10 protein-coding genes and 1 tRNA gene are annotated in these 13313 nt (G+C 40.8%); 3 read left to right on the top strand and 8 right to left on the bottom strand.

Going from position 1 to position 13313, the window contains the following annotated elements; translation table 11 throughout:
* Nucleotides 1–25: 25 nt before the first annotated feature.
* The 4 genes from ACFQZX_RS03905 to ACFQZX_RS03890 form a co-directional block, all read right to left on the bottom strand.
* Nucleotides 26–2191 carry a catalase gene (locus ACFQZX_RS03905; protein ID WP_377111507.1) on the bottom strand — a complete coding sequence of 722 codons (2166 nt, stop codon included), beginning with the start codon at nucleotides 2189–2191 and terminating at the stop codon, nucleotides 26–28.
* A gap of 2 nt (nucleotides 2192–2193) precedes the next feature.
* Nucleotides 2194–2745, bottom strand: coding sequence for a YciE/YciF ferroxidase family protein (locus ACFQZX_RS03900; protein ID WP_377111505.1), 552 nt, complete (start codon nucleotides 2743–2745; stop codon nucleotides 2194–2196).
* Between the two features lie 153 nt (nucleotides 2746–2898).
* On the bottom strand, nucleotides 2899–3744 hold the full coding sequence (locus ACFQZX_RS03895; protein ID WP_377111502.1) for an ROK family protein: 846 nt from the start codon (nucleotides 3742–3744) through the stop codon (nucleotides 2899–2901).
* A gap of 194 nt (nucleotides 3745–3938) precedes the next feature.
* Nucleotides 3939–5051: an acyltransferase family protein gene (locus ACFQZX_RS03890; RefSeq protein ID WP_377111499.1), complete on the bottom strand. Its 1113-nt coding sequence runs from the start codon at nucleotides 5049–5051 to the stop codon at nucleotides 3939–3941.
* Nucleotides 5052–5211: 160 nt separating this feature from the next.
* On the opposite strand from ACFQZX_RS03890, the gene ACFQZX_RS03885 reads away from it, so the two are divergent.
* Both ACFQZX_RS03885 and ACFQZX_RS03880 read left to right on the top strand, forming a co-directional pair.
* Nucleotides 5212–8835, top strand: a complete 3624-nt coding sequence (locus ACFQZX_RS03885) for an ABC transporter permease (RefSeq protein ID WP_377111496.1) — start codon at nucleotides 5212–5214, stop codon at nucleotides 8833–8835.
* Nucleotides 8836–8915: 80 nt separating this feature from the next.
* Nucleotides 8916–9860, top strand: coding sequence for a hypothetical protein (locus ACFQZX_RS03880; RefSeq protein ID WP_377111493.1), 945 nt, complete (start codon nucleotides 8916–8918; stop codon nucleotides 9858–9860).
* A gap of 573 nt (nucleotides 9861–10433) precedes the next feature.
* Here the strand turns inward: ACFQZX_RS03880 and ACFQZX_RS03875 are convergent.
* The 4 genes from ACFQZX_RS03875 to ACFQZX_RS03860 all read right to left on the bottom strand — a co-directional run bounded on the left by ACFQZX_RS03875 (nucleotide 10434) and on the right by ACFQZX_RS03860 (nucleotide 12613).
* On the bottom strand, nucleotides 10434–10775 hold the full coding sequence (locus tag ACFQZX_RS03875) for a hypothetical protein (RefSeq protein ID WP_377111491.1): 342 nt from the start codon (nucleotides 10773–10775) through the stop codon (nucleotides 10434–10436).
* 173 nt (nucleotides 10776–10948) lie between these two features.
* Entirely contained in the window at nucleotides 10949–11260 is a 312-nt protein-coding gene (locus ACFQZX_RS03870; protein WP_377111489.1) for a DUF4348 domain-containing protein, read from the bottom strand.
* Between the two features lie 116 nt (nucleotides 11261–11376).
* Nucleotides 11377–11449: transfer RNA gene (locus ACFQZX_RS03865), tRNA-Lys, on the bottom strand.
* A gap of 132 nt (nucleotides 11450–11581) precedes the next feature.
* Entirely contained in the window at nucleotides 11582–12613 is a 1032-nt protein-coding gene (locus ACFQZX_RS03860) for a WD40/YVTN/BNR-like repeat-containing protein (RefSeq protein ID WP_377111486.1), read from the bottom strand.
* 113 nt (nucleotides 12614–12726) lie between these two features.
* Here ACFQZX_RS03860 and ACFQZX_RS03855 point away from each other — a divergent pair, with 113 nt between their 5' ends.
* Nucleotides 12727–13254: an OmpA family protein gene (locus ACFQZX_RS03855; protein WP_377111483.1), complete on the top strand. Its 528-nt coding sequence runs from the start codon at nucleotides 12727–12729 to the stop codon at nucleotides 13252–13254.
* Nucleotides 13255–13313: the final 59 nt, after the last annotated feature.

Genomic DNA, 13313 nt, shown 5'->3' with positions numbered 1-13313 from the left:
GGCTTTGTTGTTATATGCAATTATATTACGCGGGAATTTTTCGGGCCTTCTCTCTTTCCCAAAAGCGATGTTGCTTTATAGCTTCAATGAAGTTGTTAGCCAAATCCGTGGCCTGCCCGTTAACAATCACCCCTTTATCGGATGGTATTTTTTTGAAGAAATAGGTTGCTTCTAATACCTGCATCGCGCTGGCATCCGCCGCTATTGGTTTGCAATGTTTAAATGCTTCATTCAAAAAATGCACTGCATCAGCATCTGCCTCAATGGTTGCGACACTATTAGCCCCCCCTGGCACATATATGGCATCAAACAATACTGAGGCTGTAGTTAATGTAGTATCATCAACATGTATCTGTTCGTCATTTAAAGAAGTGATGAAGCCTAAATGTGTCGATACTATCTCTACAGCACCGCCTTCAGCTTCAATAAGCTGCTTTACTGTATTTAAAGCTTTCTCATCCACGCCGTCAGCGGCCAGGATAGCAACCTTGCGTGTTTGAATAGAATCCTTTACAGTGTTAGCCATACTTAGCGTCGGCGATATCTTGAGATCGCCTTCCCTGTTCACCGGTTCATAATTTTCCAATGCACCATCGGCAGGTACATTTTTATTAACGGGTTGTTCTGGCGGATGTGGCACATGCAAGCCAAGCGCTACAGCAACCTGGGCAGCTAATCCTTTGTCAATAAGTGACAGTATACCCAGCATACGCTCACGTACAGCAACGGTTTTCACCTTACCTAACTCGAAGCAAAGCGCCTCAACCAAGTGATTTTTTTCAGGATCTGACTGGCTATTAAAAAATAACCGTGCCTGGCTAAAGTGATCCAAAAAGCTTTTACTGCGTGTCCGGATCTTATAACCTTCAACGCGCTCGGGATAAGTTGTATAACCACCCTGTTCGGCCCTTACCTGCTCAGGATAATTATTGCCTAATGAATTAGGACTGTAGTTAGTTTTACCGCTGTCGATGTTCTGACGGGAAAAACCATCCCTTTGGTTGTTATATACCGGTACTACAGGTTTATTTATTGGTAACTGTTGAAAATTCGGCCCGCCTAAACGCAGTAATTGTGTGTCGGTATAAGAGAACAAACGCCCCTGTAGCAATGGATCATTGGTGAAATCGATACCAGGAACAATGTGCCCCAGGTGAAAAGCGATCTGTTCTGTTTCTGCGAAAAAATTATCAGGGTTTCGGTTTAGTGTAAGCTTACCTATACGCTGAACAGGAACCAGTTCTTCAGGTATGATCTTAGTTGCATCCAGCAAATCGAAATCAAATTTAAACTCATCCTCTTCAGGAACAATCTGCACACCTAATTCCCATTCCGGAAAGTTACCGCTTTCAATAGCATCCCAGAGGTCGCGGCGATGAAAATCAGGATCTTTGCCAGAAATGTTCTGCGCCTCATCCCATGCTACTGAGTGTACCCCTAATAATGGCTTCCAATGAAACTTTACGAATGATGCAACACCCTGTGCATTAACAAAGCGGAAAGTATGTACGCCAAAACCTTCCATCATCCGGTAACTGCGGGGGATAGCACGGTCGCTCATCACCCACATGATCATGTGGGCAGACTCGGGTGTGAGCGAAATATAATCCCAAAAAGTATCATGTGCCGAAGCTGCCTGTGGTATCTCATTGTCAGGTTCGGGCTTCACCGCATGAATAAGATCCGGAAACTTAATAGCATCCTGTATGAAGAATACCGGCATGTTATTGCCAACCAAATCAAAGTTACCTTCCTGAGTATAAAAACGAACAGCAAAACCCCTTACGTCCCGCGCCAGATCTGTAGATCCGCGTGATCCTGCTACAGTTGAAAAACGAACAAATACGGGTGTTTCAATTTCCGTATCATTTAAGAACTGCGCTTTTGTGTATTCTGCCATTGGCTTATACACTTTAAATACGCCATGCGCACCAGAACCCCTTGCGTGCACAACACGTTCTGGTATGCGTTCATGGTCAAAGTGAGTGATCTTTTCACGCAGGATAAAATCTTCCAGTAACGAAGGCCCACGCTCACCGGCTTTCAACGAATTTTGATCATCGTTAATAAAAAGCCCTGTATTAGTGGTCATTTTTTTACCCTGAGCATCATCGGTATATGGCTCAAGCTTCCTTCTTTTTTCATTAGTTGGCTCAACTGCCGGCTTTTCTGCTTTCTTTTTTGCTGCCATCTTTATGCCTCCTGTGCTGCCTTGTAATTAATATCATTCTCTGCAACGCCTGTTAACAACTCATCAGCATTCTTTTCTTCTGCAAGTGTTTTGGAAAGAATATCTGCCGCATTGTTCAAGCCCAGTGTCATAGCCAATTGCACTAAACCGCCGTAAGTGGCAATCTCGTAATGCTCAACTTTTTGAGAGGCCAGGATAATACCTACATCACGCGTAGCGGTGTCAGGTTCTGTCGATTCCACAATTTCTTCACCTTCCATTGTCAGGCCCTCCATTGCATCGCATTTTTTAGCAAGCGGTTCTTCACCAAGCAGTTCAAATACCTGCTCAAGCCGGCTCACATGGCCTTTGGTTTCTTCCAGGTGAGTGGTGATGGTTTGTTTTAACTGCTTTGAAGATGCAGCTTCGATCATTTTAGGCAATTTTTTCACCAGGTGGTTCTCTGCCCAATAGATATCCATAATGCTGTCTTTAAATAGCTCCACTAAAGCGGGCTCTGCCTGGGGTGAGGTCTTTGTAGCGAATTTTGGATCGCTGCCGGTATCTTTTTTCATAATATACTTAATCTGATAGATGGTATATTACTGAACCTGCAGATGGACTATTTGTTTGCCTTAAACATTATAATAACAACAATTAATTTCCAATTAATTAAATTTTAAAGACTTGATTTAAGTTCTTTTTAAACCGCACTAAAGGTTGATACATTATTGGTTGCTATCCATATATAATGCGGCAGCACCTATGATGCCGCTGTTATGCATTTCTGATACTTCAATTTTAATTTTTTTGACAGAGCTTGAAAAAGCGAATGTATTTATCTCTTCCCACATTGTTTCTTTAAAGTATTCATAACCATGCCGGGCAGAACCACCCAGCACTATCATTTGCGGGTCGTAAGTATACATCACCATCTTTATGGCATACCCTACATGTTTGCCAAACTCTTTAAACAACTGCAATGCATAAGCTTCACCATTTTGCGCATCCTTAAAAACCTTTCCTCCGTTTATACCATTTGTCAATGAAAAAAAAGAACCGCTGGCATAGTACTCTAAAAGATTATTACCATAAGGCAGAAAGCCGAATTCGCCGGCACCACAGTTAAAACCGGCATAAAGGTGGTGATTGATAATAACACCGGCCCCAAGACCGGTACCCATTGTAAGGCCAATCATTGATGAACTACCCTTTCCTTTACCATAATAATATTCCCCAACGGCAAAGCAATTTGCATCGTTATTTATATAAACAGGCAGGTTATACTTTTCCTGCATTAGTTTTTTGAGGTGCACCTCTTTCCATGAAGGTATATTTAACACATCATAAACAATTCCTTTCTCCACATCCACAATACTGGGTACCCCTATACCGATAGCCGTAATATCGCCTGAAAGTAAAAGCTCATCTACCACCTGGTAAATGTCTGCCAGAACATCTTCAACACTACCATTGCTTTGTATAGGAATGCCAATTATCCCGGATATTTCTCCTCCAGCTAAAATTGCTCCCCTAACATTGGTTGCACCTAAATCAATACCTATAACACGCATGCTTTTAATCTTACTTACTGTGATTAGTTATTCCTTTTTAAAAATCTTCGGAGTTTCGTTATTTCTGGCTACACGTTTATAACAGCCTTTTCTGATTTTAAGTTGTTTATAATTCGCACTTCCTCCTGCAAACGCATACCTGCACTACCGGGCGGCGCATAGCTAAAGCTGCGGCTTTTACCAAAAATGCTGTTTTACCCGAGCTTTTTTCTCAGCCATCTACGAACCGGCTCATCATACCACTTTAAACTGGCGTATGCTAAAACAATAGCACCTATCAATATCAGCAAAGCATAAGGCCAGGCCTGTACAATGGTTATGCCTTTATTGTTACTGATCCAGGCGACGTAAAAATATACCAGCGGATAGTGCACCAGGTAAAGCGGATAGGATATATCACCTAAAAATTTGCATATCCTGCTTTCAGTATGGGTTTCAACCACGCCACTGGCACCCAAATAAACAATCAGCGGAAAAACAAAAATTATAGCTACCGATTCATAGATGCCATTCATCCAAACATGCTCCGCACCGCCTATGCGGGGCATATATAATACCAGGGCTATCAGGAGACTACACCATAAAAATGCATGCTTAATACGTGTAGGTTTGGCTATCCGCGAGAGTAATAGACCTGCAAAAAAGGGGTACATCGTTCGGGTAAAACCTACGCGTACCTGCTCAGCATTTAATGTCCAACCGCCGCTTACATCACCGCTGGGGCTGGTAATGGCCAAATGCGCAAGCGCTATGGCTGCAATCAACACCAAAATACTGAGTGCTGTTTTTGAGAACTTTCTGATGCCGACGGCATACAGAATATTTGCTATATATTCAAAAAACAATGACCATCCTACGCTATTCAGCGGGTGCATTTCTTCCCAACCCCTTATATCCAGTGATAAGGGAACAGGAAGAATGGTGTAACCTATGAGCATCACCAGCAGCATTTTCCACAAAGGGATAGTGTGGATGAGCGGCCAAATGGTTGAATCTGTAAAATAAAAACCGATTGCCCCGAGGGTCATCCCTAATACTACCATAGGCTGAAGCCGTTCTATACGGCGCTTAAAGAAAGTACCTATACTCATTTTATGCCAGCGGTCGTCATACGCATAACCGATCACAAAGCCGGAGAGCAAAAAGAAAAAGTCGACAGCCAGATAGCCGTGGTTCACCAGGATATCCAGGTGACCGGTACCTAAAGGCTCGGTGAGGTGAAATGTTACAACAATAATGGCTGCAACACCACGTAATCCATCCAGTATAGGGTAATGCGGTTTGGTAGATAGGCTGTTATTATTCATTATTGTTTTGGAACAGGGCATAGGATTTACATAACTGCTTTAACAGGATAATGCCTAAGTGCCCGATCTTTGCGCGTTTGTTAGATTGTGTGTTTATAAATGCTATTTACTGAATTTTTAAAATTAAATAAATAACTTATCGGCTGAAATAACAAATAATTTGAATCCGTATACTTTTCATATCAGTCTTTATGACCTTGCTTTCATAGGAGCGATATTCATCGGATTGAATTTTTCAATGCTGTTATGGTTCAAGAAGGGAACCCAGCAGGCTGCTAACCGGTTTCTTGCCTTGGCATTGATAACCATTGTTTTATGGATGGTAAAAATGTTATGTTTTGATATCCGGCTGGAAACCTATTACCCACGCTTTAACTGGCTACCGCTGCAATTCTCGCTGGCCCTTGGTCCGTTCATCTACTTTTACGTGCTGAAGACAACCCGGCCTAACCATAATTTGAGTTGGAAAGATTTGTCGCATTTCATCCCGGTGCTACCGGAGCAATTTATACTGATATTGGAGATAAGGGAAAGTATAAAAACCGGCAAAAGCACTTATGATACCCTGATCTTTCAACAAATGAGCCCGATAATACATCTGGCTGCATTTATTTCAGTAATCACCTACCTGTACTTATCCGCCAGGCTGATTGAAAGCTACTATCAGAACCTGGAATTCAACAGTTGGGGCGACCGTTACAGGCTGCGGTTACAATGGCTTCAACGCTCATTAAAAGTTTTTGGCGCATTATGGTTATTGTGGATACCTTTTACTGCAATAAACTATTTGTATTACCATAACTCCCCAGGTATTTACGCATACTATCCTTTATACTTGCTTTTTACAGTAGCAATGATCCGGATAGCGGCTACCACTTTTTTAAAACAGGAGAACGCAGCTACTATTGAGATGCAGGTACCGCCAAAGCCCATATACCCTGCCGCTATTAAAGAAAAAGGAAGATGGTTAAAGAAGGCTATGGAAGATGGCCGTTTTTACCTTGAACCGGACCTGACCCTGAGCTCACTTGCTGAAAAGCTGAATATACATCCGCACGAATTATCAAAGATCATCAACATGAGTTTGAAGAAAAACTTTAATGATTTTGTTAATGAATACCGCATCAGGGATGTGACGGAGAAAATGCAGGATCCCGATTTTGACCGGCTAACGCTTTTGGGTATCGCCTTCGATTCCGGTTTTAATTCCAAATCTACTTTCAACCGCACTTTCCGGGAAATAACAGGAAAAAGCCCCGCGGAGTATAAAAGCAACCTGAAAAAAGGTGGCCCAACTTATCATTTGAGACCTTTTAACCGTTCCGCTGCAATAATTTCGGCCAAGCAAGCCACCATTAAATGGCCCGCCGAAAAATTAAGCCGGAATTATATGTTCAATAATTATTTTAAGATCGCATGGCGCAACCTGGTACGCCAAAGGTTATACAGCCTGATCAATATTTCAGGGCTTGCCATTGGCCTGGCAGTTTGCATGCTCATCATGCTTTACGTTGCCCATGAAAACAGCTATGATCACTTTCATAAAAATGCAGATCGCATATTCAGGCCGTATGCCCAAACAACGGTGAACGGCACCATCATGAATATGGATCGTATGAGCTATGCGTCCGGGCCGATCATTAAACAATCGCAACCGGCTGTTGAAGATTATATGCGAACCCTGCATTATTCAATGCCATCGGTTGTAATCAATCCTTCAAAACCCGAACAAAAGTTTTCTGAAAATAAGCTGTTGTTTGCTGATGCGGGGTTCTTTAACTTCTTTTCATTTAAGTTATTATCGGGCAAGGCATCGCGGGTTTTATCCGCTCCGTTTTCAGTAGTGATATCACAGGCAATAGCCAAAAAATATTTTGGTGATGAAAACCCTATAGGCAAGCCGCTAACCATCAGGACAGACAGTGCTTATACCTACCAGGTAACCGGGATCGCTGAAAATTGCCCTTCCAACTCTTCTATTGAATATAACATCGTTGCTTCCAACAGCGGTTTATTAAAGACAAAAATTTCTGAAAGATTTATCGGACAGCAGAATGTGGGCGGTGGAGCATTTGACACTTACCTTCTGCTGAAGCACCGTGCAGATACAGCAGCGCTTAAACGCGGCCTCTTATCTTTTAATGCCGGTAAGGAAAACGACCCCAACATAAAATATTTACTGTTTCCGTTCCTGGATCAGCACTTTAAAAGAGCATTTGATAACTCCAACTTTAAATACCTTTCCATATTTCCGCTGGTAGCTTTATTGATACTGCTGCTGGCCTTATTTAATTATATGAGCCTTTCAACGGCAAGGGCTACATTGCGCGCAAAAGAAGTTGGGGTACGTAAAGTGTCCGGTGCAAGCCGTAAAGGCATCGCCATTCAATTTTACGTTGAATCAGCCGTTTTCTCAACCATATCGTTCGTTATCGGTTGTTTGCTCTGCTTTTTATTTAAGCCGGTACTTTTTAATATTCTTCAACTGCAGATAGACACTGCTTTCCTTTTTAGTCCAGTTATCATATTTCCCCTGTTCGGGCTATTGGTTTTAACTATTTTGATAGCAGGCAGCTATCCATCCTTGGTATTATCGGGCTTTAAACCCGCAGTTACGCTTAAAGGGAAAATGAGCAAACAAACCGGTGGTGTTATCATCAGAAAGATATTTACCACGCTGCAATTTTCCATATCTGTAGGGCTTATTATATGTGGCATTGTGATAGACAGGCAGCTTTATTTTTTCAGGCATACCCAAACCGGTGTCGACCGCGATAACATCATTATGATACCTGTTAGCAATACGTTAAAAGGTTATTCTGCCTTTAAGCAGGAAGTACTGGCCATGCCTGGTATAAGCAAGGTGGCTACTTCACGTAACGGCATGTTTGGTAGTTTTGCTATGATCGGCATAAGCGGTAATCCCGAAGATGAAAGTGTAATGCTGCACGGGTTGACGGTTGATACCAATTTTATCTCGATGTTGGGGCTAAAATGGAAAATCCCTCCGATACCAAATAGTCGATTAGATGCGGGCCAAAAACTAATTATTAATCAACTGGCGGCAGAAAGACTACATCTGCCTGTTAATCCCATAGGAAGTTTCATAAGATCGGGCCCGGATAATATGGAGATAGCCGGTGTGATCAAAAATTTTAATTACGGCTCGTTAGAAGATGAGATTCAGCCACTGGGGATTTTTATAAAATCCGATACTTCAAAATCATGGGAACAGAGTGCAGGCGGGCGCTATCTTTTGGCTAAAATTAAACCGAAAACCAATTTGCCAACCCTGATCAGTTCGATACGAAACACGTTTAAAAAGTATGATAACGATACCCCGTTTGAATATACTTTTATGGACGATGCTTTTAACGCGCAATATAAAGCCGAAGATAAGCTGGCTGCTATCTTCAGCATCTTCACCATCATAACTGTTTTTATAGCGGCAATGGGCTTATTCGGCTTAGCGGCATTCACCATTGAGCAACGTACAAAAGAGATAGGCATACGGAAAGTTTTAGGTGCCAGCACATCTTCAATCAACGGCCTTTTGTCTAAAGATTTTTTGAAACTGGTTTTGTTATCTGTTATCCTATCTTCCCCAATAGCATGGTGGGCTATGCATAAGTGGCTTCAAAGCTTTGCTAACCGTATAACTATACAATGGTGGATGTTCGCGTCAGCAGGGCTGCTGGCAATTATTGTAGCTGTGATGACTATCAGCTATCATGCGGTAAAGGCAGCCATTACAAACCCGGCTCAAAGTTTAAGAAGTGAGTAATCAACTCACTTATGCATTGCTACAAGCAGCTATCGTGGTACATCCTTCTGGTTACTCATTAGATTTTCCGGGCATCTATTATGAATTCAGATTCTGTAATTAAAACATATAAACCCACTTTATTTTTTCTTTTGATCCTCATTTGTTTAATAAGTTGTAAACAAGGGGCTATAGTAAAACACGATGGCGAAAAAGACCGGATCTCTTTTAAGTGGGTATTTGGTATCCGTTACATAGAAGTAGCCCGGAGATTAGATAACGGCCTTTCGTTTAACGAATATGGTTACCAACTGGAACCTAACTGGCAAATTAAATTCATCCCAAACGATTCGGCCTCTATATATAGCCCTAAGAAAAAGCAATACATCAACTTTCCCCTATCCAGAGGTTATGATTCTATTTTTGTAACAGCCGGGTCCTTTTTCAAGGTAAAGAAACTGACTCGGGACAGCATGTTGTTGCAGCTTGTAGAAACCAATGCAGACTCAATTGATTTAAGAGGAGCTAACGTATACATGACTTTTTATTCTGATAAATTCATAAAGAATGTGCTTCACAAAGACACTGCAGCTATAAAGGCACCCAGTAAGAGAGACACCATTTTCATAAAATCTCTTATAGATTCTGCAGAAAAAGACTATCAAAAAGCTTTTTTTGCACGTCAGCCTGCAAGCGTTACAAGTAAAAGCAGTTTCATAAAAGTTAAGCCCCGTAAGGTTGTACCCGACATATATAACAACTTTCAAACAACCGATGATTACATGTATCCTACTTTCAATATTACGATTGAAAGAGTACCCGCAGACTTCTATTATTCATTTTCTGTAGTTGTTGATAGCAAGGGCAAATTACATTACGATAAACCGATGATCCCGGTAAGGGATGATGATATTTACACTTTGCGTTCAAAAGTAGTAATGAATAAATATTTGAAACGATATTTGAAAGCCCGGCCGGGGACTACCTTAGGACTTAGGCACCCAAGCAACATTTATTTTCATGTAGAAGGATTAAGCCACCCTTAACCTCGGGTAAATAATTCTCTTAACTTCAAAAGGCCCATCAACTAACCGATAATAATTGATTTTCGCCTTGCGGACATTTACATCTAAGGCGTTCAAGTCGGCTTTATACTTAGCCATATTTGCGGACAGCATTTCGCTTAATTTGAGGTTTTGTTCCCGCAACTCCTTTAACTTTGTAATGGTGGATATAAGATCTGGATTCACAGCACTTGGTCAATTGTATATTATACAATAAAGCTAAAAGTTTGTTTGCTTCAAATTTACTTGTGGAAAGGGTTGGGAGTTGGTTTTACGCAATTTATTTTTATGTCAGACAAGGACCTACATAAACTTTAAATTGTCAATAAATGGGATTTTTGCCCCATAAAAATATTTGTGCCTAAACAGTGAGCTTTATTGCTGCAAACAACTTAAAAAATTATGGCAAGGCTATGGGTAAATACTGTCTTTATAATTTGTCAACAAGGTGTACCGATGAATCAATGATTATTTTAAATAGATAAATTTTTTAGATATGATATCCGCACAATGAATTTTTTCCATTTACCATCTCAATTAAATGTTACACCCATTTTACTTAACATGATGTTTTTCCACAATATCTCCAGATATTATATCAACAGTTATTACAGTGTCGCACCAATTGGTTAAAGTAATGGTGTTATCTCTTAGTTTTGCTATACCTATATAGGGGCAATCTTTTGACTTTTGGTAGAGATCAGTAGGCTTTATGCGCCAGAAAAAATCGCCATTAACATCAAATGCATATACATTCAAATTATTGCGTGCTTGAGGAGGTATATTCAACAACACAACTATTACACCATTTATTACTAAGGCATCTTTAATATCGTGTTCAAAGACTATTGGCTCGGCATTTTTAAGATACAGCAGATTCTTTTCAATTTCACACATATTGTTTTATCAATTGGAGTTACCTCTTAGTCGGACTCATCTTTTATTAGTGTAAGCATGCACAAACCGTGTACTTTTTTGAAGATGTGATTGACAAAGACTCCCGTTTCTTTAACTGTAAACTCAACATTATATGTATTATTATCAATTTTCCTTATAACAAGTAAGGACTTTTAATTCTTATGAAAGTCAGTATAATGCCATTTCCTTTTTTGTATAATCCTTTTTGACTCTACGTCGTCTTGCAAATGTTCTACAGTAAGCGGAAAAGAAATCCTATATATTTGAAAAGACTGACTTGACTCAAATTTTTTGAAAAAATTATTAAATGACTCCTCTTTATCAGCCCTGAAATTGGAAACGGGTGTTTGCTTAAGAACAGTAATTATTTTTTCCGAGGTTTGATCTTCCCTTGAACTACAATTGGTGCAGTTGTTAAAAGCGACAATTGTTAATATGTATCCAATTTGATTTAAGAGATTCATCTTATTTAAAATTTTAATGGATCAGTGTGTTCAGGTCTCCAAGAGAGATGTTTTAACAGAATAAAAAAAAGCCCTGTAAGTGTGTTGACTTACAGGGCGTTATGATTTTTTTTAAGTGATCCCGCTGGGACTCGAACCCAGGACCCCAACATTAAAAGTGTTATGCTCTACCGGCTGAGCTACGGAATCATCCTTTAACTTGTTTGAATTGTTATATCCGTTTCCGTTAAAGTGGTGCAAATATAGGATTAATAACTATTGCCTGCAAACCATTTTTAAATAAATTGTAAACTTTACAATAAGTGCCTAAAACACAAAAAATTAAATTTTATCTAAAGTTATCAAACTTACTTTCCCACCATCTCCGGCTAATAAAATGAGGCTGCCATTTTTGGCAATGCGACAAACATTGTAACTATCATCACCAATTTTGCGCCAGGTTTTACCCCCATCCAGCGTAATATTGGTGCCGGACGTTCCTGTCGACACAAAAATGCCGTCTTTGATAAACTCAACGCCCGACTGGTAACCCGCCGGACCTGACGAAGGAAACGCTCCTTTTTTAAAATCGTGTTTTGATGCAAAAATATAAGCTACAGAATCTGTCGCCTTATTTCTTACATAGTCGCCCCCAACCACAATTGCCTGCTTCTTGCCATAGGCAATGGAGAAAGCGCCCTTGCTGGCCGCTCCGTTAGTCAGAGGCAACTTATTATAACTCCAGTTTAATTTGTTGATGGGCGATGTGATCACGTGGCTATCTCCCCCGCCGGTCACAATAGTTATCCTTTTATCCGCAACACGCAGGCAGGTGCCGCTGGCTGCAAAGGCAGCTTCGTTTTTCTGAGCCGCGGGGGCATCGTTTACCTGCGCCCAGCTATTGCCGCCGTCTTGGGTTTCTAATAGCAGAAACTTTCCGTTTATAGGGTCGCCTAATACAAAGCCATGGCGGGGGTTTTCAAAATCCATCGCGTCTAAAAAATAAACGGTATCTGCCTTTTCATACTTCACGCTCCAGTTAATTCCGCCATCGGTAGTTTTTAAAATATAGGCCGGGCTGCCCGAACTAATGATCACAGCCTCTTTATCAGAAAAAGCCTCTATATCCCTGAAGTCTGCTTTTTCAAAACCTTTTACCTGTTGCCATGTCCAGTTATTACCGCCATCCGTAGTAATACCAATATGTCCACCGCTACCGCTTACCCAGGCAACCTTGTCATTTAATACCGATAAGCCCCTGATGCTGGTACGCCGGCCCTGCTGTAAGGCAACAATACTTTGCGCAGAAACACTGGTGGCTACAAACAAAATCAATACAATCAGCCAAATATTTTTCAGTTTACTCGGTAGCATAAATACATTTTTATAAGTTAGCCCCTAATTTACAAAATAGGCAGGATATTAAACTGAATAACAATATCCCGCTTAATTCAGTCGTTTTTCTGTTTAACTAAAACTATTCAAGCATGAAGCATTTAAAGTCTTATTGTTTACCACTTATAATCATATTGTCTGCAGGGGTGTTACCGGCATGTAAATCAAAAAAGCCGATTGTTAAACCCCCTCCTCCCGTTGTAGAAACTAAACCAACACCTCCGCCGCCAGCCCCAAAACCAGCTCCGGCCCCAACGCCGCCGCCACCACCACCGGCACCAAAACCCGATTACAACTTTAAAAACATACAATTTGAATTTAACTCAGGAATATTAAAAACTGATGCCTACCCAATTTTGGACAAGGCTGTAGTTGAAATGAAAAAAGATCCATCGGTTAAATTTCAGCTTGATGGTCATTCATCGGCCGAGGGTACCGATCAGCATAACATGGAGCTATCGGTTGAAAGAGCTAATTCTGTCAAAACCTATTTGGTTAACAGTGGCATAAGTGCCGATAACCTGTCTGTTAAAGGCTATGGCGAAAGCAAACCTGTGGCACCCAACACTACCGAAGAAAACCGCGCCCTTAATCGCCGCGTTGAAATACATAAACAATAGTTGCAATAGCAATTGATCAACATAATGCCCAGCCTGGAATTCGGGTTGGGCATTTTTAT

Origin of the sequence: Mucilaginibacter litoreus (assembly GCF_042676805.1) — a bacterium.
In the GTDB taxonomy this organism is placed as follows: Bacteria; Bacteroidota; Bacteroidia; order Sphingobacteriales; family Sphingobacteriaceae; genus Mucilaginibacter; species Mucilaginibacter litoreus.
Note: the sequence above shows the minus strand (reverse complement) of the source record. Positions and strands in the feature narration are given on the sequence as shown.